Source organism: Pseudarthrobacter sp. 10T415, assembly GCF_056394175.1.
Window position 1 is genome coordinate 293561 of sequence record NZ_JBFTHJ010000004.1, and the last position, 20449, is coordinate 314009.

A 20449-nucleotide genomic window follows, 5' to 3' on the forward strand; every position below is an offset into this window, starting at 1 on the left:
CTAAGGGCAGGAAGGGTGTGGTGTCAAGAGACTACAACACCGCCGCGGCCTACCCGGTATCATCACGGAAAGGCCTTTCAAAGGCCTGCTGACACAGACTGGGGAGTCAACAGAATATGGACGGGACGCTATGCAGACGCTGACCGATCAGGACGCCGGACGCGATCTTGGCCTGCAGGAATACGGATTACTGCCGGCCCACGAGGGGACTATCCCCATACTTATTGACCGCCAGGCGCAGGGCGCCCTCGACAACCTGGTCCGCGTGGCGGCATCACTGTGCGGGGTGCCGTACGGCGTGGTCAACATCATCACCTCGGACCAGCAGCTGCAGATTGCGGCGTCCGGGACCGCGGCCGGCATCTGCTCGCGCGAGGACTCCATGTGCGCCTCCGTGTTCCTGGATCCAGGAACCACTGTGGTGCGGGACGCTTCCCTGGACCCGCGCTTTGCCGCCAACCCGTTCGTCACGGGGGAAATCGCGGATGTCCGCTTCTACGCCTCCGTGCCGCTGCGAACGTCTAATGGCCTGGTGCTGGGTTCGCTGTGCGTCTTTTCGGACCAGGCCGAACTCCCCACGCCGGAGCAGATAGACCTGGTGGAGGTGCTGGCCCAGCAGGTGGTGGAACTCCTCGAACTCCAGCACCGGACGCTCCAGCTTGACCATGCCCTGGTGGAGCTGCGTCGCAGCAACGCCATGCTGTCCGAGTTCGCCGGCCGCGTGAGCCATGACCTCCGCGCTCCGCTGACCACCATCCTGGGCTACGTTGAGCTGGCCGAGGACGATCCCGGCATGGCCCCGGACCACCCGGCAGCCGAATACCTGGGACTGATCGGAACGGGCGGCCGGCGCATGCTGGGAACCCTCGAAGACGTGCTCAACTACGCCCGCGCGGATGGGGAGCTGCATCTGGAGCGGGTGTCCCTGCTGGCCGTCACGGCAGAAGCGGCCCAGGACCTCGGGGTGGACCTGGGGCTGGGCAGCGGTTTCCTGTGCGAGGATGCGGAACTCACCGCCGACCGCCAGCAGCTGCGCACCCTGATCCAGAACCTGCTGGCCAACTCGCTGAACTACCGGGAGCCCGGGCGGGGCCTGGAAGTGGCCATCACCGCCACCACCTGCCCTGGCGGCGTCACCGTCCATGTGGCGGACAACGGCAAAGGCATCAGGCCGGCGGACCGGGGACGGGCGGTGGAACCGCTGGTCCGGCTTCACCGGCCCGGCGACGGCCCGGGAACAGGCCTGGGCCTGGCTACCTGCCAGCGGATTGCCCAGTCACACGGAGGCGAACTGAGCATCAGTGAAACTCCAGGCGGTGGAGCCACCGTCTCAGTGCTGTTCCCCGCCGCGCAGTAGCGTGCGGGCGTAGTGCCGGTGGTTAGGTTTGCCGGAACCGGGTTCCGGCAAACCCAACCGTCAGGCAGCAGTCAGTCCTGGGAAGACGTGCGGGACAGGACCCAGGTGCTGGTGCCGTCCTGCCGTTCGAACGTCACGGTGGTCACCAGGGCCTGGATCAGGGCAAGCCCGCGGCCGGACTCGGCATCCTCGCCGGGCGTTGCCGGTTCCATGGGGCCGAAGGGCGGCTTGGCGTTGTAGGCGCTCACGCGGGCCTGGAGCAGCAGCGGCTCCACGGTGATGTCCACGCCGAGTTCCACCGGATCCGCGCCCGCCGGTTCGGCGTGCTGGACGATGTTGGACGCTGACTCGATCACCGCCGTGGTGAACGTCATCTGGTCCATGTCATTCACGAACGGCACATCGAGCCACAGGCTGTCCATGTCGTTGTGGACATCGTTGATGGCGTCTTCGGTGGCGAGCCCGCGGAAGCTGCGCGAGGCGAGCACTTCAGTCATTGCCGAACGCCTCTTCGACCGACGGGTAGGCCGTGAGGACCTTGTCCATGCTGGTGAGCTGCAGGACCATCTTCACCTGCGGCTGGACTGCCGCGATCCGCAGGTCCCCGCCGGCCTGCCGCGCAGCCTTCAGGCAGCCAATGAGGGCGCCCAGCCCGGACGAATCCATGAAGGCGGTGTTCTCCAGGTTGACCACGATCCGGTTGGACCCGCCGGCGATCACGTCCGTGACGAACTCGCGGAGCTTGGGCGCGGACACCATGTTCAGCCGCCCGTCCGCCTTGACCTCGGCATATGAGTCCTTGACCTCATAGCTAAACTCCATCGGGATTCCTCTCGGATTGTGTTGGTTCTGCGGATTCTGCGGGCGGTTCAAAGCCCTTGTAGAGCACGGCGCGGACCAGGATGGACATGACCACCAGGTCGAAGATCACCCAGGCCACGTTCACCAGGGTGCCCAGCGGTTCTGCCAGGCCGGTGGCCAGGCGGACAATTCCGACGACGGCGGCCACGGCCAGCAGGATGGACACCACGATCTGGGGCTGGATCAGGCTCCAGCTGGGTCCGCCGCTTTGGCGCGCCTTGGGCGTCACCGCGAACCCCAGGGGACGGCCGAACCAGACGTTGCGGGCCGCCGTCGTACACGCCTTGATCCACGTGGGGAACAGGGCGAGGCTGTACTGCTGGCCGCGCCACGTGGGAATGCCGCGGCCGGCCACCGCGAACAGCAGCTGGTTGACCACCATGAACGGAATGAACCGGATGAAGAAGTCCCAGCTGAGGCTGGTGACGGGCAGGATGCCCAGCAGCAGGTAGATGATGGGGGCTGCGAAGTAGATAACCGCCGCGAAGCCGCTCAGGTAGGTCCACATGGTGGCGAAGTACATCAGCCGCTGGCCGATTTTCAGGCCCTTCTGCACCAGCGGGTTCTCCCGGAGCAGCACCTGGATGGTGCCCTGGGCCCAGCGGAGCCGCTGGGTGAGCATGGTCTTCAGGTCCTCCGGCGCCAGGCCGTACGCCAGGATCTCGTGGTGGTAGACGCTCTGCCAGCCCATGGCGTGCATGCGCATGGCGGTGGCCATGTCCTCGGTGACCGAAATGGTGGCCAGCGGCATGATCGGCTGGGCTTCGTCGTTGCGTTCCACCGAGAGCGCATCCAGGACGGCCTGGACCGATTCGAGGGCGCCCAGCGGGGACCAGTCGCGGGCGGACATGCGCTGCACAGCGTCGTCGGCCACCACCGGAACGCCGGCCTCGCCAACGTGGGCGAGTTCCATGGCCGCGATTTCCTCGAGGTCCGACTGCAGTGCCTCGACGTCTGCCTGCACCAGGGTCTGGACGGCGGTGTCCACGCGGCGGCGCACCCGGTAGGTGATCTCGCTGAGCGCCATGCCGGAGTCCAGTTCCTGCTGCGCTTCAACAGTGGCGGCTTCCACCTCGTCCAGCACCTGCGCCACCAGCGAGTCCATGTCCGTGGACTTGCGCGCCTGCCGGATGGCCTGCCGGGAGGCTGCCAGCGCGCGGCGGATGCTCTTCTCGGTCTCCTTCACGTAGCCCACCAGGCCCAGCTGCATCAGCGCTTCGCGGCGCAGGATGGCGTTGGAGCCGCAGAAGAAGGCAGCGTTCCAGCCGTCCTTGCCCTGCTGGATGGGGCCGTAGAACAGCGGGGCCTGGCTGCCCAGGGGGTCGTCGGCCGGGACGTTGCTGAAGTACTGCGGGGTCTGGACCAGCGCCACCTTGCTGTTGTTGAAGTAGCCCAGCGTCTTTTCCAGGATGTCCGGTTCGGGGATCTGGTCCGCATCCAGGATCAGCAGGAACTCGCCGTCGGTCTGCATCAGCGCATTGTTCAGGTTCCCCGCCTTGGCGTGGCGGGGCAGGTCTTTGGTCCAGTCCTCGCTGCGGGTCACATAACCCAGCCCGTGCCGTTCGGCGAGTGCCTTCATCTCGGGGCGGGCGCCGTCGTCGAGGATCCAGGTGCTGTGCGGATGCCGGATCCGCTTGGCCGCCAGCGCCGTGGTGAGCACCATGTCAAGGTCCTCGTTATACGTGGTGATGAAGACGTCCACCGTGGCATCGGCCGGTGGCTCCGGGGCGCCCTTGCGGATCTTCAGGTTCCACACCGTCATGCCGAACAGCATCACGTCGATGAGACTGTACGTTTCGGCGATGACCAGCGGCAGGGCGATCCACCAGGCTTCCCAGTTCAGGGAGGCCATCCACCGCCAGGCGATGTAGTTCACGCCGGTGATAACGGTCAGCACCACCACCACGCGGGTCCAGAACCGGGTCATACCGCCACATCCTGGGGGAGCCTGCGGACCACAACCACCGTCACATCGTCCTCAGCGGTCTCGGCCGGGGCGAGGGACAGGATGGCGCTGCTGGCCGCCTGCGCGGAATCCTCGGCCTGGGTGGCCCGCCGGACGGCCTCCGTGAAGTCCTCCACGGATTCGAAGACATCCAGCACGCCGTCACTGACCACCACCAGGCAGTCGCCGGGCGCCAGGTCGAGGCCGGACTGGGGCCACTCGGACCCGGACCAGGCCCCCACCGGCGGCCCTCCCGAAGGAAGGCGGTGTGCTGCCCCGCCCGACTCGACGTGCAGCGCGAGCCCGTGGCCGGCGTCGACATAGCTGACCTTGCCCGACGCCGCGTCCAGCCGGGCGTGGAAGAGGGTAACAAAGGAGTTGGAGGAATCAAGGTCCGTGGCGATCGCCTTGCTGGCGGAGGCGAACGCGCCGTCCAGGTCCTGCCGGCGGCCGGTGGAGCGCATGACGGCGCGGACCGTAGCGGCGATCAGGGCCGCACCCATGCCCTTGCCCATGGCATCGGCAAAGGTCAGGTGCAGGCCTTCGGGTGTCTGGTACCAGTCGTAGAAGTCCCCGCCCACGCTGCGTGAGGGACGGAAGACCCCGGCAACGTCGTACCCCTCAACACGGATGTCCTCCTTGGGCAGGAGGCTCAGCTGGACCTCGGTGGCACGCTGGAGTTCGCTGCGCGATGCCGTGTCAGCGGCGGGGGAGGGCCGGCGGCGGAACAGGGCGTTGATCCGTGACTGCAGTTCACGCGGGCTGAACGGCTTGCTGATGTATTCATCGGCGCCGTTGTCCAGGCCCGTCAGCTTGTCCAGCTCGTCCGCGCGGGCGGTCAGCATGACGATGAACGCATCGGAAAATTCGCGGAGGAGTTTGCAGACTTCCAGGCCGTCCAGGTCCGGGAGGTTCAGGTCAAGCGTGACCAGGTCCGGCTGGCTGCGCCGGACTTCCTCGACGCCGGTCAGGCCCGTACCGGCCTCCGTGACTTCGAAGCCCTGCTTGGTCAGCACGCGGACCAGGAGCCCGCGGATGTCCGGGTCATCCTCGATGACAACGGCACGACGAACTTCAGGGGGAGAGACCATAGCTCTACTTCTACCGTATTAAGGCGGACGGGGCATGTCTCAGCGCTTCACAGTTTCAAGCGAATCCGCTGTTCAGCGGCGGAATGCAGCCATGACGACGGCGCCGTGGACCCGCTGAAGGGCATCTTGCGCAAATCTTGGGACCGGCTTGCCCGGACGTTGAGCATGGACCGGGACACTCGGACCAAGGCTGCAGCTTCCGGGCAGCAGGGGACACGACGGCGGTCCCCGCCGGAAGTTGCCTGGCTGGCGGATCGCGGGGGAAGCCATGGAACAGACCAAAAATACGAACCGGGGTGCGCCTGCCCAGAGTGCGCCGGCCCAGGGTGGCGCCGCCGGCCTGGACGTCGGAGCTGGTCCGGGTGTTGGCCTGGACCTGATCGTTAAGGAAGTCCTGGAGGTGGGCGCGGCCAAGGCCCGGGCACTATGGTGCCTTCACGTCCATGCCCGCAAAGTCCGGGCCGCTGCCCGCGACCTCGCGGATGCCCTGGCCGAGTCCAGGGACGTCTGGAACTGGCCGGGAGACCGCCTGCCCGTAGGGGACGAGATGTCGCAGCACGTGGAGAAGCTGACCCACCGGTTGAGGGTGGAGACAGACGCGCACCACCGGCTGGAAGGACTCTTCAAAACTGTGGGCCGGGGGCGTTCCGTCCAGGCGGTTTAGATGCCACACTGAGGAGCAATCGATTGGCTGGGGGAAACAGTCAGGAGATTGCGGTGGGTTGGATGGCAGGTTGGGCTTACCTTTTGGCAGGACTCATGACCATGGACGCGCTTCTCCTGGCGCTGTGGGCCATGGATGTGGACTGGGGCAAGTACTGGCGAAGGAAGTAGACGCCTCACCCGCGGCCGGCGTCCGGCCTAAGCGCTGCGGCGGCTCACGATCTCGTTGATCCAGATTGGCGCGAACGGTGACGTGCAGTTCGGCGGTGTGGGGTAGTTCTTGAGGACCTCCAGGCGCTCGCCGATGCCGATGGCCCTGGCCCGCTGGTCCGGATGCTCGATCCCGATCTGCGCAAGGGTGTGGTTCATGGCCCACTGCAGGCGGTCCGGGGCGGCCTTCATCTCCGCCTCGATGGTGTCCAGCAGGCCCGGCAGGTCAAGTCCGTCCGGCTTCTTGGCCACCCGCTCAGTGGTGAGGGCCCAGCCTGCACTGGCTACCACGGGGTCTGGGTCTGCCGTCCAGGCCACGCGGAGTGCTTCGGCGTGCGGGCTCTTCTTGACCACGTAGTTGACCAGCCAGTCGTGGACTTTCGGTGCCCGGGATTCGCGCAGCATTGCGTCCAGTTCCTCACGGCTGAAGTCCTTAGGCCGGCAGATCAGCAGCGCCAGGAGCCGCGCCGCGGTATCCCCGGAGGCCCACAGCTGCCGTGCCAGGTCCTGCTGGGTTTTCAGCCGCTTGGCCACGGCCCGGAGCTTGCCCAAGTTGATGCCGTGATCGTCCCCGCGCTTCTCATTGGCTTCGCGAAACTTGGGATCTTCCAGCTCCGCCAGTTCGGCCAGAACCTCATCCACTGCCTGGGACATCCCTACCTCCGCATGCGTTGCCGTGAAGTATCAGCTTACGGCCGGGCATCGATCCACCGGCCCGGGCTCACTGCCATGCCTGCCACCGCCATGCCTGCCACCGCCTGGGCTGTCAGCGCCGGGGCCCACCGCATAGCTCACTATGCGGGGCCGGCTACTGAGCCAGGTCCAGCCGCATCAGCACCCGCGGAAAGCCATTAAGCACGGCCTCGGTGTCCGCGGCCTTCGTGAAACCGGCATCCTCGAAGAGCTTCCGAGTGCCCACGTAGGCCATGGTGAGGTCCACTTTCTGCCCGGCGTTGTCCACCGGATACCCTTCGACGACGGGTGCTCCGTAGGTCCGTGCCAGGTCCACGGCTCCCGCCAGCAGGGCGTGTGAGATTCCGTTGCCGCGATGCCCTGGCCGGACCCGGATGCACCAGATGGACCACACCTCCCGGGCGTCCACGTGGGGGATCCGCCGGTTGGTGGCGAAACCCGTGTCCGCGCGGGGGTGCACCGCTGCCCACCCAACCGGCTCGCCGCCGTCGTACGCCAAAATTCCCGGCGGAGGATCCTCCGCCACCAGCTTTTTCACGAACTCCCCGCGCTCAGTTCCGTGGAGCTGCTGGTTCTGCCTGGACGGGATGCGGTAGCTCAGGCACCAACACACGTTCGCATCCGGCCGCTTGGGGCCCACGAGGGTTCTGACGTCCGCGAAATCGGTGGCCGGACGGATTTCGATCGCCATGCCGCCATCCTGTCACCGGCAGGCAGGTGCGGCAACGGTTCCGCGGGCGCTTCCGCTTCCTGGAACCGCATCCGTGACCGAACAACCGCACCGCCGAACAACCGCACCGCCGCCCGCCAACGAAGAACGCCCCCGCACTTTCCGCGCGGAGGCGTTCTTTCGATGACAGGTTTCTCATCAGCGTCTGCCGTAGACGCGTTACCCGTCAGCGCAGACTAGAGTCCCAGGGCTTCCTTCAGCCGGGCCACGTGGCCGTCGGCCTTCACCTGGTACTGCGCCAGGACCACCTTGCCCTCGGTATCCACCACAACGGTGGAACGGACGATGCCCTCGACGATCTCGCCGTTGACCAGCTTCTCTCCCCAGGCGCCATAGGCGAGGGCGACGGCGTGGTCCTGGTCGGAGAGCAGCGGGAAGGTCAGGGAGAAGTCGCCGCTGAAGCCGGCGAGGGCTTCCTGGGCGTCGGGGGAGACGCCGACCACCTCGTACCCCTGGCCCTGCAGCGCGCCCAGGCTGTCGCGGAAATCGCAGGCTTCGGTGGTGCAGCCGGGGGTTGCGGCCTTGGGGTAGAAGTACACAATGACATTTTTGCCACGGTAATCGGCCAGGGAGATTTCCCGGCCCTGGGCATCCCTCAGGGTGAAGTCGGGAGCCGGGGTTCCGGGCTGAAGCTTGGTGGTCAAGGTCTGGCTCATGGCGTTCCTTTGGAGATTCGGTCAATAATGGCCAACATCAAGTGAAGCGGTTTTCCGCTATCAGCAACAACTCCGCCGTCACACCCGGTATTCCGCCACCCCTGCCGCGGACGCCTTTCCTGCTGCCTAAACCTGGTCCTTAAGCGCGTCAGTGCGTTGCTGGATGAAAGTGCGCAGGGTCTGCGTTTCACCAGCCAGTTCCTCGGCGGTGAGCCCGTCGCTGAGTGGTACGACGGCGGCAATTGAGTCGAGGAGGCTGGCCGCGGTTCCGCTGGCGTACAGCTGCGCGTAAAGATCCGCGTAGGCGGCGTCATACACGGACTGGAAGGCCTCCGAAGCCAGGAACCTTTCCTTCAGTTCGTTGCCGCCCCGGCCTCCTCCGCCTCCTGCACCGGCTGCAGCCCCCGCGGCCGCTCCGGCTCCTGGACCCGTTCCACCCGCTGTTCCTGCCGTGCCGTCAGCGTCCGCTGCGGCTCCCGCAAAAGGTGCCCAGCCGCCGTCGTCCGTTCCGGGAGGCTGCATGCCGCCTCCCGCACCCTGATTCCCTGCGCCGCCACCGCCGCCACCGCCGATGGACAGCTGCGCCTCGGGCGATGCCGTGGCGTCGCCGGTCATGGCGAGGTTAAGGTCCCAGGAAATGACGGAGATCTTCTTGGTGTCCAGGCTGTACCAGAGGTAGTAGTTCTGGCCGGGCCCGGCCATGTCGTCGCCGTTGACCAGCAGGTTCATCGTAGCGGTGTAGCGGGCGAAGGACTCCACATCCACGCGCTCCGCCAGGCCGGCGTCGAACTCCTCGTCGGTGGCTTCGGACAGCCACTTGAGGAAGTCGACGATGGGCTGGACTGTCTCGCTGTCCCCGTTGTTGAGCTGCTTGAACTGGTCCTCGTAGGTGGCCAGGTCGGCGCCTTGGTAGGTGAAGCTGGAGTCCGCATCAGCTTTGTAGAGGACTCCCGGGGTATCGAAGAGGGAGTCCGCGTAGTCTTCATCGGGGTTTTCCACCAGCAGCCGGGTCTGGGTGGGGCTGCCGTTCACCGAGTAGGTGGTGTAGGCGTACCGCTGCGTGGCCTGGCCGCTGGCCCCCGTGAGGGCCAGGGCCAGCGCCTCATTCAGGACGGGGGAGCCGGGGCGCAACGACACCTCGCCCAGCCCCTGGTAGGTCTGGCCGTCCACGTACTTGTCGAAGCGGATCAGCAGGGGCAGGGACTCTGGGACGTCGGAGGAGATCCCGGTCGACGCTGCGTTCCCGCCCATCCCGCCGCCACCTGCGCCGTTGCCGCTGAGGCTCCGAAGCGTGGAGTTGCCCTTGAGCCGCACGCCCACGTTGGACACGGTGGTGCCGTCGATGGTGATGTCCGCGGCGATCCAGTCCTTGGACCCGTCGGCCTCGTAGGCAGCGATCATCGCGGCGTAGTCGTCCTCGTTCCACGTGACGCTGACGGTGTGGGAGGCGCCGTCCGTGAAAAGGGTGGAGTCCGGCGTCGTGGTGTCCGTGGTGCCGTTGCCGGCATCCACTCCTGCGGTGGCTGACGCTGCGGACGTGGCCTGCGTGCCGGACGACTCCGCACCTGCCCCAATACCGCACCCGGTCAGGGCAAGGGCTACCGCCAGGGCGGAGGAGGAAAGGATGGCACCGGGGAAACGTCGCATGGGTCCTGCTTCAGGCTCGGGGATCTGTTCCATCCACGTTCCCGGGCACAGCTGTGCCGTTGCTGTGCTGGTGCCATGCGGCCGGTATGTAAACCGGATGCGCCATCAGATAGCTCCCCAAACCCGGGTCTAGGGAGCCCCAACTGATAGCGCAACCATCCGTTTGGGCGCCACTGGTGAGCGGGCGTTTGGGGTTTGGGCGCCACGAGTGAGCGGGCGTTTGGGGTTTGGGCGCCACGAGTGAGCGGGCGTTGGGCTAGAGGCCGAGTTCTTCCCGCAGCGCCGCGACGTGGCCCTGGGCGTCCACCTGGTACTGCGCGAGGACGGCACGCCTGTCCGGCCCGACCACCACCGTGGAGCGCAGGACGCCTTCGAGGATCTCGCCGTTGACCAGCTTCTCGCCCCAGGCTCCGTACGCCCGGGCCACGGCGTGGTCCTGGTCCGAAAGCAGCGGGAACGTCAGGGCGTGGTCTGCGGTGAAGCCGGCCAGGGCTTCGGGAGCGTCGGGGGAGATGCCGAGGACCTCGTAGCCGCGGCCCTGCAGCGAGGCCAGGTTGTCGCGGAAGTCGCACGCTTCGGTGGTGCAGCCGGGGGTGGCGGCCTTCGGATAGAAATACACGATCACGTTCCGGCCCTGGAAGGACTCGAGCGATACGGGGTTCCCTGCGGCGTCCGGAAGCGTGAAGGTCGGTGCGGGGCTGCCGGGCTGGAGCCGGGCAGTAAAGGGCGCGGTGTTGTTGGGCGCGGTGGTCATGCTGCTCCTCGGTGGGGTTTCAGATGGAGTATTCGGCGGGCCCGCGCACGGTGGCGTGCGGGCCGGGGATGAACTGGTAACCGCCGCCTCGGACGGTTGCCACGGCGTGGCGGGCGTTGCCAAGCTTCCGCCGGATCCGGCCCACGTAGACGTCGATGGACCGGGCGGTGGCGCCGGGGTAATTCAGGAACTCCAGGAATTCCTGAAGCTCCTCCCGGCTGACGGTGCGGGACAGGTGGGTGACCAGGAACCGCAGAACCTTATATTCGACGCCGGTCAGGGAGACCGGCACGCCATCCAGGAGGACGGTATCGGCGGCGAGGTCCACGGCCACGGTGCTGACGGGCCCGGCCGACGGCGGCAGGTAAGCAGCGTCGTCAACCGCGCTGCCTGCCGTCCCGGCTTCCACCACAGCAGCCGCTGCAGCAGTCCCGGCAGCGTTGCCGCCGGCCTTATCCGTTGGATCGCCGGTTGGATCACCCGATGAATCACGAGCTGAAGCGCCGGAGTCCCCCGCCGTGGAGGGAGCGCGGGAGGAGTGATCTGTGGCTCCCTCCCCGGCGGAGGCCCCGGACGTGGGGGCTCCGGCGGCAGGCCAATGGACTTCCGCCTCCGGAGCAGTCTGCAGGGCACGGGCGAGCACCAGTTCGGCGGCCCGGGCCAGGATTTCGGGGCTGGTTCCTTCTTCCGGCACCACCCACACGGCCAGGCCGCGGGCCACAGCTTTGGGCTGGACCGCCCGCGGGGGCTGGCCTGAACGAGGGGGCTGTGTCATGGAAGGCTCCGCCATCTGCCGGCTGTGGGGCATCCGCGGGCGGGAAGGCATCCCCGAAGGGAAAGCCGCCCGCGGATGGTGTGCTTCCACTGCCATGGCGCGTCCCTAGACGCCGCCGCGGCGGATCAGCTTGCCCGTGGGGGTCTGGCCGTCCACCACGGCGCCGCGCAGGAAAGTCTTGCGGACCACGCCTGCCAGGGTCTTGCCGTCGTAAGGCGTGATGGGGTTCTTGTGCTTGAGTTTGGACACGTCCACCACGAAGGCCTCATCCGGGGCGAAGACCGCGAAGTCGGCGTCGTAGCCCAGGGCCAGCTGCCCCTTGTTGGTGAGGCGGGCCAGGTTGGCGGGCTTCTCCGCCATCCAGGACACCACCTGCTCCAGCGGGATGCCGCGGTGCCGGGCTTCGCTCCAGATCAGGGAGAGGCCCAGCTGCAGCGACGAGACTCCGCCCCAGGCCACGGCAAAGTCGCCGTTTTCCAGGTCCTTGAGGTCCAGGGTGGAGGGGGAGTGGTCCGAGACGATGCAGTCGATGGTGCCGTCCTGCAGGCCCTGCCACAGCAGCTCCCGGTTGGAGGCCTCGCGGATGGGCGGGCAGCACTTGTACGCGGTGGCGCCGTCCGGGATTTCCTCGGCCATGAGGGTCAGGTAGTGCGGGCACGTCTCCACGGTGAGCTTCACGCCGTCGCGCTTTGCCGAAGCGATCATGGGCAGCGCGTCCGACGACGAGAGGTGCAGGATGTGCGCGCGGGCACCGGTCCAGCGGGCCCGTTCGATCACCTCGGCGATGGCCTTGTTCTCGGCGCCGCGGGGGCGGGAGGCCAGGAAGGTTTCGTAGTGGTCGCCGCCGGGGTGCGGTGCCCGGTCGATGGCGTGCGAGTCCTCGGCATGGACGATCATGAGCGAGTCGAAGGACTTCAGCTCGGCCATGTCCTCTTCCATCTCGTCCGCGTCCAGGTGCGGGAACTCGTCCACGCCGGAGTGGAGGAGGAAGCACTTGAAGCCGAACACGCCGTCGTCGTGCAGCGGGCGCAGGTCCGCCTTGTTGCCGGGGATGGCGCCGCCCCAGAACCCGACGTCGATGAACGCCTGGTCCTCTGCCACCTCGCGCTTGAGCTTGAGGTTGGCCACGGTGGTGGTGGGCGGGACGGAGTTCAGCGGCATGTCGATGATGGTGGTGACGCCGCCTGCTGCTGCGGCGCGGGTGGCGGAGGCGAAGCCTTCCCACTCGGTGCGGCCGGGCTCGTTGACGTGGACGTGGGTGTCCACCAGTCCCGGGAGCAGGGTTTCGTCGTCAGCCAGTTCGATGATCTCGGTGCCGGCCAGGCCGTTGCCCAGCGGCTCGATGGCGACGATCTTGCCGCCGCGGACGCCCACTTCGCGCGGGGCGATGCCGGCGGTGGTGAGGATGCGCTGGCCCCGGATGACCAGGTCAAAACGTTCTTCAGACACGGAGGTCCTCCTTTGTACTTGCAGCGTTGGCGGGCCGTCCGGCCGCCAGCCGCTTGCTGATCTGGGTGCCCAGCTGCTCCAGAAGCTCGCCAGCCTCTGATATGCACCTGTTTACATCGGTTTCGAGTTCGGTCAAAGCGTAGACGTCTTCGAATCCTGCGGCGGCGGCCTGGCTCTGCTCCAGGGTGGTCCGCCCGCACACCGCGATGACGGGAATGCCCCGTGCTGCTGCGGCCCGGGCAACGCCCATGGGGGTCTTGCCGAGCAGGCTCTGTTCGTCCAGGCTGCCTTCGCCGGTGATCACCAGGTCGGCGCCGGCCAACCGGTCCGCCAGTTCCGTGAATTCGAGCACGACGTCGATTCCCGGCCGCCGCGTTGCGGCCAGGGCTGCGATGGCGGCGTAGCCCACGCCGCCGGCTGCTCCGGCTCCGGGAGCCTCGGCGGCCTTGACGGCGCGGAATCCGATTTCCCTGGCCAGGACTTCGACAAACCTGGCCAGGGCGGCGTCGAGCATGCCGACGTCTTGTGGTGCGGCACCCTTTTGCGGGCCGAAAACCGCCGCGGCGCCCTGGGCGCCCAGCAGGGGGTTGTCGACGTCGGATGCCAGCACGAAGCGGGTGTCCACCAGGCGGGGTTCAAAGTGGGTGAAGTCGATGCTGTGCAGGTTGGCCAGCGCCGCACCGCCCGGGGGAAGTTCGTTGTTGCGGCTGTCGAGGAACCTGGCGCCGAGGCCCTGCAGGAGCCCAGCACCGCCGTCGGTATTCGCGCTGCCCCCAACGCCCAGCACGATGCGGCGGCAACCCGCGTCCAGCGCGGCACGGATGAGCTGCCCGGTGCCCAGGCTGGTGGCCGTGGTGGCATCCGCCGAGGCGGGCCGGCCGCCGTCCTGTACGCGGGGGACCAGCGCCAGCCCGGAGGCTGTGGCCATTTCGATGACGGCTTCGTGGCCCCGGACGGCGAACTCGGCTTCCACCGGCTGCCCGGTGGGCCCGGCCACCGTGGCCGTGCGCCGGGTGAAGCCGGAGCCGACGGCGGCGTCGAGGGTGCCCTCGCCGCCGTCGGCCACCGGAATCCGGAGGACGTCAAGGTTCCCGCCGGCACCGCGCTGCAGGCCCTTTTCGAGGAACCTGCACACCTCCGGGGCGGACAGGGATCCCTTGAACTTGTCCGGGGCAATCACGATCCGCATGGTTACGCCTGCAGTGCCAGGATGGCGGTGGGGGCGTCAGCGGCGGACTCGGCCAGTTCCTCGAACTCGTTGACGGCGTTGATTTCCACGCCCATGGAGATGTTGGTGACCTTTTCCAGGATCACTTCCACCACCACGGGAACCTGGAACTCGCCCATCAGGGCCTTGGCCTTTTCGAACGCGGCGCCCAGGTCGTTGGGGTCCTCCACGCGGACTGCCTTGCAGCCCAGGCCCTCGGCCACCTTCAGGTGGTCCACGCCGTAGCCGCGGGTCTCCTCGGACAGGTGTGAGCTGTTGATGTTCTCGAACGCCAGGGAGACGTTCTGCTCCATCTTGAAGCCGCGCTGGGACTGGCGGATCAGGCCCAGGTAGGAGTTGTTCACCACCACGTGGATGTACGGCAGGTTGAACTGCGCACCCACGGCCAGTTCCTCGATCATGAACTGGAAGTCGTAGTCGCCGGAGAGCGCCACCACGGTCTGCTCCGGGTTGGAGCGGGCGACGCCGAGGGCTGCCGGGGCGGTCCAGCCCAGGGGGCCTGCCTGGCCGGCGTTGATCCACTTGCGCGGGCCGAAGACGTGCAGCATCTGCGCGCCGGCGATCTGGGACAGGCCGATGGTGGACACGTAGGTGGTGTCGCGGCCGAAGGACTTGTTCATCTCCTCGTACACGCGCTGCGGCTTGATGGGGATGTTCTCGAAGTGGGTCTTGCGGTGCAGCGAGGCCTTGCGGTCCTGGCATTCGGCAACCCAGGCGCTGTAGTCCGGCAGGGAACCGGCAGCAGCCCGTTCCTTGGCGAGCTCAACCAGCCCTGCCAGCGCCGCGCCGGCGTCGGATGCGATGCCCAGGTCCGGCGAGAACACGCGGCCGATCTGCGTGGGCTCGATGTCGATGTGTACAAACTTGCGGCCGGCGGTGTAGGTCTCCAGGCCGCCGGTGTGGCGGTTGGCCCAGCGGTTGCCGATGCCGATCACGAAGTCGCTCTGCAGGTAGTTCTCGTTGCCATAGCGGTGGCTGGTCTGCAGGCCCACCATGCCTGCCATCAGCTGGTGGTCGTCCGGGATGGTGCCCCAGCCCATCAGGGTGGGGATGACGGGAACGTTGAGGGTCTCGGCCAGCTCCACCAGCTGCTCCGAGGCGCCGGCGTTGATGATGCCGCCGCCGGCCACGATCAGCGGATGCTTGGCGGCGAGCAGCATGTCCAGGGCCTTTTCCAGCTGCTTGCGGGAGGCCTTGGGCTTTTCGACGGGCAGGGGCTCGTAGGTGTCGATGTCGAACTCGATCTCGGCCATCTGCACGTCGATGGGCAGGTCCAGCAGCACGGGGCCGGGGCGGCCGGAGCGCATCAGCTGGAAGGCCTTCTGGAACGCACCGGGAACCTGTCCGGGCTCCAGGATGGTCATGGCCATCTTGGTGACGGGCTTGGCGATGGACTCGATGTCCACGGCCTGGAAGTCTTCCTTGTGCAGCTTGGCCACCGGTGCCTGGCCGGTGATGCAGAGCATGGGGATCGAATCTGCCCAGGCGGCGTACAAGCCGGTGATCATGTCGGTGCCGGCGGGGCCCGAGGTGCCGATGCAGATGCCGATGTTGCCGTCCTTGGCGCGGCTGAAGCCATCGGCCATGTGGCTGGCGCCTTCAACGTGGCGGGCCAGCGTGTGGCGGATGCCGCCGTGGGCGCGCATTGCGGAGTAGAAGGGGTTGATGGCAGCTCCTGGCAGGCCGAACGCCTCGATGGCGCCTTCCTTTTCCAGGATGGCCACCGCTGCATCAACGGTACGCATCTTGCTCATGGTGTGCTCCTTGTTGTGCCCCTTGGGAGGGCGAAGTCTGGGTGTTTTTGGGTGTGCTGAAGGAAGGCCCGGCTGTCGCGGGGCGCTTTGGGGAGGGCCGCCGTCGTAATGGACGACGGCGGCCGGCGTGTCCGTGTCGAAGTGCCCCGTTTTGGCGGGGCTGCTTCAGGCCTGGGTTACTTGCGGCCGCTGAGCTGGAGGACCTGCTTGAAGAGTCCCGAGTGGTCCAGTGCGCCGTCACCCTGGTTGACGGTGGCGGCGACGAGCTGTGCGACGACGGCGCCGAGGGGGACGGCGACGTTGGCTTCGCGGGCGGCGGCGGTGACGATGCCCAGGTCCTTGTGGTGGAGGGCGAGCCGGAAGCCGGGATCGAAGTTGCGGTCCAGCATCTTCTGGCCCTTCTGGTCCAGGACCTTGGAGCCGGCCAGGCCGCCGCCGAGGACCTTGAGGGCGGCGTCGGTGTCCACGCCGTAGGCCTCAAGGAAAGCGATGGCTTCGCCGAGGACCTCGATGTTGACGGCGACGATCAGCTGGTTTGCAGCCTTGACGGTCTGGCCGGAGCCGGAGGGCCCCACGTGGACGATGGTTTTGCCGACGGCGTTCAGCACGTCCTGGGCGGCGTCGAAGTCTGCTTTTTCGCCGCCCACCATGATGGAGAGTACGGCGTCGATGGCGCCCTGTTCGCCGCCGGAGACCGGGGCGTCGAGGGGGCGGATGCCGGCTTCCACGGCTTCTTCGGAGAGGCGCTTGGCGACGTCGGGGCGGATGCTGGAGGCATCGATCCACAGGGTGCCCTGCTTGGCGTTGGCGAAGACGCCGTCCTTGCCGCTGACGACGCCTTCAACGTCGGGGGAGTCCGGCACCATGGTGATGACGACGTCGGCGTCCTTGACGGCGTCGGCGATGCTGGTGGCGCCCTGGCCGCCTTCGGAGACGAGCTTGTCGATCTTGTCCTGGCTGCGGTTGAAACCGGTGACGGTGTGGCCGGCTTTGACGAGGTTGATGGCCATGGGCAGGCCCATGATTCCGAGTCCGATGATTGCAACGTTGCTCATGATGGTTCTCTTTCTGGAAAGTCTGCGGGGGGATTACTTGGCGGCGTGTTCGCGAATGGCCCAGCTGAAGGCCGTTTCCTGCGGTTCCTTGTATTCGAGGCCGATGTAGCCGTCGTAGCCGAGTTCGCGGCTGCGGGCGATCCATTCGCCCAGCGGGAGGGTGCCGGTGCCGGGTGCGCCGCGGCCGGGGTTGTCCGCGATCTGGATGTGGCCGAAGTCCTTGGCGTGGTTTTCAATGACGGATTCGACGTCGTCGCCGTTGACTGACAGGTGGTAGAAATCGGCGAGGAGCTTGATGTTCCCGACGCCGGCCTCCGCCTTGACGCGGGCGATGACCTTGAGTGCGTCGTCGGCGGTGAGGAGCGGGTACCTGGGTGCGCCGCTGACGGGTTCGAGGAGGACGGTGCCGCCGATGCGGGCCACGCCTTCAGCTGCTGCCGCGAGGTTCCTGACGGCCAGCTCGTCCTGCTCTTCGGGGGTGAATTCGTCCTGCCGGTTGCCGTAGAGGGCGTTGAAGGCCGTGCAACCGAGGCGCTCGCCGATGCCGGCCACCACGTCGATGTTGTCCTTGAACTCGGAGCAGCGTCCCTTCCAGGAGACCAGGCCGCGGTCACCGCCGGGCATGTTGCCGGCGTTGAAGTTCAGGCCGGTGAGCTGCACACCCGCGTCCGTGATGGCGTTCTCGAACTTGGCGATCTCGCTGTCTGCGGGGACTGAGGTCTCGAAGGGCCACCAGAACTCGACGGCGTCGAAGCCTGCTGCCTTGGCCGCCGCGGGGCGCTCGAGCAGGGGCAGTTCCGTGAGGAGGATGGAGCAGTTCACTGTGTACGTCATCGTAGGTCCTTCCGAGGGAGGGGCTTTGATCTATCTTCCCTTGCGGTCAGCGTGGGGACCGTCGCCGGTTCTTTGCTTTATTCCGCTTTGTGGAATTTAGATTCTGCTTTATGAAAAGTGTAGGGAAGTGTGGGGCATGGAGTCAAGGGGGCGGGATGGTGTGAGGGGCCACGGCAGCCGCATGTCCGGCGGCCCGCCAACATATACTCCGAACATGCCAACCACGCGCCTCAGCCGAGACACCCAAGTGACGCCACCAGCCCCCACACGATCCGGGGCGGAGCTGTGAGCGGCGGACTCGTCGCCCTGCTCGACGACATTGCGGCCCTGGCGCGTATCGCAGCGGCCTCGGTGGACGACGTCGCAGCCGGGGCAGCCAAGGCCGGTGCGAAGGCGGCGGGCGTGGTCATCGACGACGCTGCCGTCACCCCGCAGTACGTCTCCGGGGCCGACCCGTCCCGCGAGCTGCCGATGATCAAGAAGATCTTCTGGGGTTCGCTGCGCAACAAGCTCCTGATCATCCTGCCCGCGCTGCTCCTGATCAGTGCCTTCATCCCGTGGACCATTCCGTTCATCCTGATGCTCGGCGGCACCTACCTCTGCTACGAGGGTGCGGAGAAGGTGTGGCACAAGCTCCGCGGCCACCACTCAGCGGATGAGGATTCGCCTGCCGTTGACCGGGGTCCCGAGGCGGAGTCCAAAGTGGTCAAGGGCGCCATCACCACCGACTTCATCCTGTCCTGCGAGATCATGGTGATCGCCATGAACGAGGTCCCCGATGCCTCCCTGTGGGTGCGGGCGCTCATCCTCATCGTCGTCGCGATTGTGATCACCGTGGCCGTCTACGGCGCCGTGGCGCTCATCGTCAAGATGGACGACGTCGGCATGCACCTGGCCGCGAAGGATTCCGCGGGCTCCCAGCGCTTCGGCGAGCTCCTGGTCCGGGGGATGCCCGCAGTGCTCGGCGCCATCACCTTCATCGGAACCATCGCCATGCTCTGGGTGGGCGGCCACATCATGCTGCAGGGAACGCATGATCTCGGCTGGCACACCCTGTACGACCTGGTCCATGCCCTCGAGCACCCGTTCGCCGGCTTCGCGGTAGTGGGCGGCTTCCTGGCCTGGCTGGTGAACACCCTGTGTTCCGCAGTGCTGGGTGTCATCTGGGGCACCATCGTGATGGCTGTGGTGACGCCGCTGCTCAAGGCGCTGCCGTCCAACAAGGCCAAGGCTAATGAAGACCATGGTCACGGTCACGCAGACAGTGCCGCGGCGGACGGCAACCACGCCGCCGCAGCCCAGCCGCCGGCGAAGAACGACGGCGGAACGGCCTCCTAGCCGCAGCGCACCGATGCAGGTGCGAACGAAAAGAGAACAACGACGGCGGGCTCCGCACCAGATCAGGTGCGGAGCCCGCCGTCGTCGGTGAAGCCTGTGCGGCCCTAGTGCGTGAGGTCCTTGCCCTTCGTCTCAGGGATGCTGAAGACGAATGCGGCGCTGATGACCAGCAGCACCACCGCGTAGACATTGAACACCTGGGGTGCCCCGAGTGAGGTACCCAGCCACTGCTGCAGGTAGGGTGCGGTGCCGCCGAACACTGCCACGCAGATGGAGTACGGGACGCCCACGCCAACGGTGCGGATCGAGGTCGGGAACAGCTCGGCGTAGACGGCGGGAACGATGGCGGCGCTCGCAGCGATGAAAATCAGCATGACGGACATCGATACCGCCAGCTGCCACGCGGAATCCTTCAGCAGCCAGGTCATCGGGAAGTGGAACACCGCAGAGCCGATGGCGCCGGCCCACAGCACCTTCTTGCGGCCGATGCGGTCCGAGAGCTTGCCCCAGACGGGAAGGGCGGCAATGAACACGATGTTGGCAACCACGCCGGCCCACAGGGCTTCGCCGCGGTCGATCTTCAGCGCGGTGGTGGCGTAGCTCGGTGCCACGACGCCCCAGATGTAGTAGATCACCGTCAGGCCGACGGTCAGCCCGATCACCTGCAGGGCCTGCTTGCGGTACTGGACAACCTGCGGCCAGATCGGGGCACGCTTCTCCGTCTTCGACTCGCCCTCAAACGCCTCGGTCTCGTGCAGCCGTGACCGCATGATCAGCGCGTACAGGCCCATCGCGGCGCCCAGCAGGAACGGGATCCGCCAGCCCCAGGCATTCATGGCCTCGGCAGTCATTGTCATGTTCAGGACTGCGCCCAGCAGGGTGCCGAACAGGATGCCTACGGTTCCCGACGTGTAGATGAGGGTGGCCCAGAATCCGCGGTGCTCCTTGGGGGCCATCTCGGACAGGTACGTCTGCGACGACGGGAGTTCGCCGCCGTGCGCCAGGCCCTGGACCAGCCGGGCCACCAGGAGCATCAGGGATGCCCAGGCGCCGACGGCGGCGAAGGTGGGCGCAACGCCGATCATCAGGCTGCCCAGCGAGGCGAGGCCGACGGCGAGGGTCATGGACGCTTTGCGGCCCACCCTGTCTCCGATCCAGCCGAAGAGGAAGCCGCCGAACGGGCGTGCCACGAAGCCGACGGCGAAGATCGCCAGGGTGGACAGCACGGCCGAAGCCGGGTCCTGCTTGCTGAACAACTGGCTGGCGATGAACGGGGTGAAAGTGGCGTAGATGGCCCAGTCGTACCATTCGACGGCGTTGCCGATGCCGGTGCCGACGACGGTCTTGGCGGTGGACATGCGTCCAGTCTGCTGCTTGGTTACTGCAATGGACATGGTGGCTTCCTGGTG

19 protein-coding genes are annotated in these 20449 nt (G+C 67.0%); 3 read left to right on the top strand and 16 right to left on the bottom strand.

Annotated features, from left to right (window positions below; translation table 11 throughout):
- Window positions 1-130: 130 nt before the first annotated feature.
- Window positions 131-1357, top strand: a complete 1227-nt coding sequence (locus AC1DBN_RS08760) for a GAF domain-containing sensor histidine kinase (protein WP_091723398.1) — start codon at window positions 131-133, stop codon at window positions 1355-1357.
- 71 nt (window positions 1358-1428) lie between these two features.
- On the opposite strand, the gene AC1DBN_RS08765 is transcribed toward AC1DBN_RS08760, so the two are convergent.
- Genes AC1DBN_RS08765 through AC1DBN_RS08780 form a run of 4 tightly spaced genes read right to left on the bottom strand, consistent with a single transcriptional unit; the run spans window position 1429 to window position 5254 of the window.
- Window positions 1429-1854, bottom strand: a complete 426-nt coding sequence (locus AC1DBN_RS08765) for an ATP-binding protein (RefSeq protein ID WP_091723396.1) — start codon at window positions 1852-1854, stop codon at window positions 1429-1431.
- Window positions 1847-2179: an STAS domain-containing protein gene (locus AC1DBN_RS08770; RefSeq protein ID WP_091723395.1), complete on the bottom strand. Its 333-nt coding sequence runs from the start codon at window positions 2177-2179 to the stop codon at window positions 1847-1849. Before AC1DBN_RS08770 ends, AC1DBN_RS08765 begins: the two co-directional genes overlap by 8 nt.
- Window positions 2169-4145, bottom strand: coding sequence for a glycosyltransferase family 2 protein (locus AC1DBN_RS08775; RefSeq protein WP_477723021.1), 1977 nt, complete (start codon window positions 4143-4145; stop codon window positions 2169-2171). Before AC1DBN_RS08775 ends, AC1DBN_RS08770 begins: the two co-directional genes overlap by 11 nt.
- Window positions 4142-5254, bottom strand: coding sequence for a PP2C family protein-serine/threonine phosphatase (locus AC1DBN_RS08780; RefSeq protein WP_091723391.1), 1113 nt, complete (start codon window positions 5252-5254; stop codon window positions 4142-4144). Before AC1DBN_RS08780 ends, AC1DBN_RS08775 begins: the two co-directional genes overlap by 4 nt.
- 268 nt (window positions 5255-5522) lie before the next feature.
- Between AC1DBN_RS08780 and AC1DBN_RS08785 the strand changes: the two genes are divergently transcribed.
- Window positions 5523-5918 (top strand): hypothetical protein, encoded by a 396-nt coding sequence (locus AC1DBN_RS08785; protein WP_314214737.1) that lies wholly within the window; start codon window positions 5523-5525, stop codon window positions 5916-5918.
- A 197-nt stretch (window positions 5919-6115) separates the two neighbouring features.
- Here AC1DBN_RS08785 and AC1DBN_RS08790 read toward each other — a convergent pair whose 3' ends face one another.
- The 11 genes from AC1DBN_RS08790 to AC1DBN_RS08840 all read right to left on the bottom strand — a co-directional run bounded on the left by AC1DBN_RS08790 (window position 6116) and on the right by AC1DBN_RS08840 (window position 17702).
- Window positions 6116-6781, bottom strand: coding sequence for a DNA alkylation repair protein (locus AC1DBN_RS08790; RefSeq protein WP_091723389.1), 666 nt, complete (start codon window positions 6779-6781; stop codon window positions 6116-6118).
- 154 nt (window positions 6782-6935) lie between these two features.
- Window positions 6936-7511 (bottom strand): GNAT family N-acetyltransferase, encoded by a 576-nt coding sequence (locus AC1DBN_RS08795; RefSeq protein WP_477723022.1) that lies wholly within the window; start codon window positions 7509-7511, stop codon window positions 6936-6938.
- A 215-nt stretch (window positions 7512-7726) separates the two neighbouring features.
- Window positions 7727-8206, bottom strand: coding sequence for a thioredoxin-dependent thiol peroxidase (gene bcp, locus AC1DBN_RS08800; RefSeq protein ID WP_091723386.1), 480 nt, complete (start codon window positions 8204-8206; stop codon window positions 7727-7729).
- A gap of 126 nt (window positions 8207-8332) precedes the next feature.
- Window positions 8333-9853 carry a CotH kinase family protein gene (locus tag AC1DBN_RS08805; RefSeq protein WP_477723023.1) on the bottom strand — a complete coding sequence of 507 codons (1521 nt, stop codon included), beginning with the start codon at window positions 9851-9853 and terminating at the stop codon, window positions 8333-8335.
- Between the two features lie 256 nt (window positions 9854-10109).
- Window positions 10110-10607, bottom strand: coding sequence for a thioredoxin-dependent thiol peroxidase (bcp, locus tag AC1DBN_RS08810; protein ID WP_477723024.1), 498 nt, complete (start codon window positions 10605-10607; stop codon window positions 10110-10112).
- Between the two features lie 19 nt (window positions 10608-10626).
- On the bottom strand, window positions 10627-11382 hold the full coding sequence (locus tag AC1DBN_RS08815; protein WP_477723025.1) for a winged helix-turn-helix domain-containing protein: 756 nt from the start codon (window positions 11380-11382) through the stop codon (window positions 10627-10629).
- Window positions 11383-11487: 105 nt separating this feature from the next.
- The gene (gene allB, locus AC1DBN_RS08820; RefSeq protein WP_056080894.1) at window positions 11488-12831 is read right to left on the bottom strand and encodes an allantoinase AllB; all 1344 of its coding nucleotides are present in this window, start codon (window positions 12829-12831) and stop codon (window positions 11488-11490) included.
- Window positions 12824-14020 carry a glycerate kinase gene (locus AC1DBN_RS08825; RefSeq protein ID WP_477723026.1) on the bottom strand — a complete coding sequence of 399 codons (1197 nt, stop codon included), beginning with the start codon at window positions 14018-14020 and terminating at the stop codon, window positions 12824-12826. Before AC1DBN_RS08825 ends, allB begins: the two co-directional genes overlap by 8 nt.
- Before the next feature lie 2 nt (window positions 14021-14022).
- Window positions 14023-15813, bottom strand: coding sequence for a glyoxylate carboligase (gene gcl / locus AC1DBN_RS08830; protein WP_477723027.1), 1791 nt, complete (start codon window positions 15811-15813; stop codon window positions 14023-14025).
- A 176-nt stretch (window positions 15814-15989) separates the two neighbouring features.
- The gene (locus AC1DBN_RS08835; RefSeq protein WP_477723028.1) at window positions 15990-16868 is read right to left on the bottom strand and encodes a 2-hydroxy-3-oxopropionate reductase; all 879 of its coding nucleotides are present in this window, start codon (window positions 16866-16868) and stop codon (window positions 15990-15992) included.
- 33 nt (window positions 16869-16901) lie between these two features.
- Window positions 16902-17702 carry a hydroxypyruvate isomerase family protein gene (locus AC1DBN_RS08840; protein WP_477723029.1) on the bottom strand — a complete coding sequence of 267 codons (801 nt, stop codon included), beginning with the start codon at window positions 17700-17702 and terminating at the stop codon, window positions 16902-16904.
- A gap of 285 nt (window positions 17703-17987) precedes the next feature.
- Here AC1DBN_RS08840 and AC1DBN_RS08845 point away from each other — a divergent pair, with 285 nt between their 5' ends.
- A complete protein-coding gene (locus AC1DBN_RS08845) occupies window positions 17988-19040 on the top strand; it encodes a DUF808 domain-containing protein (RefSeq protein WP_091723373.1) in 1053 nt (350 codons plus the stop codon).
- A gap of 104 nt (window positions 19041-19144) precedes the next feature.
- Here the strand turns inward: AC1DBN_RS08845 and AC1DBN_RS08850 are convergent, their stop codons facing one another.
- A complete protein-coding gene (locus AC1DBN_RS08850) occupies window positions 19145-20434 on the bottom strand; it encodes an MFS transporter (protein WP_091723371.1) in 1290 nt (429 codons plus the stop codon).
- Window positions 20435-20449 lie beyond the last annotated feature (15 nt).

Excerpts from the sequence above, each read along its gene's own strand:
- bcp (WP_091723386.1), bottom strand. The coding sequence starts at position 8,206 with ATGAGCCAGACCTTGACCACCAAGCTTCAGCCCGGAACCCCGGCTCCC.
- AC1DBN_RS08840 (WP_477723029.1), bottom strand. The coding sequence starts at position 17,702 with ATGACGTACACAGTGAACTGCTCCATCCTCCTCACGGAACTGCCCCTG.
- AC1DBN_RS08765 (WP_091723396.1), bottom strand. The coding sequence starts at position 1,854 with ATGACTGAAGTGCTCGCCTCGCGCAGCTTCCGCGGGCTCGCCACCGAA.
- AC1DBN_RS08775 (WP_477723021.1), bottom strand. The coding sequence starts at position 4,145 with ATGACCCGGTTCTGGACCCGCGTGGTGGTGGTGCTGACCGTTATCACC.
- gcl (WP_477723027.1), bottom strand. The coding sequence starts at position 15,813 with ATGAGCAAGATGCGTACCGTTGATGCAGCGGTGGCCATCCTGGAAAAG.
- AC1DBN_RS08805 (WP_477723023.1), bottom strand. The coding sequence starts at position 9,853 with ATGCGACGTTTCCCCGGTGCCATCCTTTCCTCCTCCGCCCTGGCGGTA.
- bcp (WP_477723024.1), bottom strand. The coding sequence starts at position 10,607 with ATGACCACCGCGCCCAACAACACCGCGCCCTTTACTGCCCGGCTCCAG.
- AC1DBN_RS08835 (WP_477723028.1), bottom strand. The coding sequence starts at position 16,868 with ATGAGCAACGTTGCAATCATCGGACTCGGAATCATGGGCCTGCCCATG.
- AC1DBN_RS08770 (WP_091723395.1), bottom strand. The coding sequence starts at position 2,179 with ATGGAGTTTAGCTATGAGGTCAAGGACTCATATGCCGAGGTCAAGGCG.
- AC1DBN_RS08760 (WP_091723398.1), top strand. The coding sequence starts at position 131 with ATGCAGACGCTGACCGATCAGGACGCCGGACGCGATCTTGGCCTGCAG.
- AC1DBN_RS08850 (WP_091723371.1), bottom strand. The coding sequence starts at position 20,434 with ATGTCCATTGCAGTAACCAAGCAGCAGACTGGACGCATGTCCACCGCC.
- AC1DBN_RS08795 (WP_477723022.1), bottom strand. The coding sequence starts at position 7,511 with ATGGCGATCGAAATCCGTCCGGCCACCGATTTCGCGGACGTCAGAACC.
- AC1DBN_RS08790 (WP_091723389.1), bottom strand. The coding sequence starts at position 6,781 with ATGTCCCAGGCAGTGGATGAGGTTCTGGCCGAACTGGCGGAGCTGGAA.
- AC1DBN_RS08785 (WP_314214737.1), top strand. The coding sequence starts at position 5,523 with ATGGAACAGACCAAAAATACGAACCGGGGTGCGCCTGCCCAGAGTGCG.
- AC1DBN_RS08825 (WP_477723026.1), bottom strand. The coding sequence starts at position 14,020 with ATGCGGATCGTGATTGCCCCGGACAAGTTCAAGGGATCCCTGTCCGCC.
- AC1DBN_RS08815 (WP_477723025.1), bottom strand. The coding sequence starts at position 11,382 with ATGACACAGCCCCCTCGTTCAGGCCAGCCCCCGCGGGCGGTCCAGCCC.
- AC1DBN_RS08780 (WP_091723391.1), bottom strand. The coding sequence starts at position 5,254 with ATGGTCTCTCCCCCTGAAGTTCGTCGTGCCGTTGTCATCGAGGATGAC.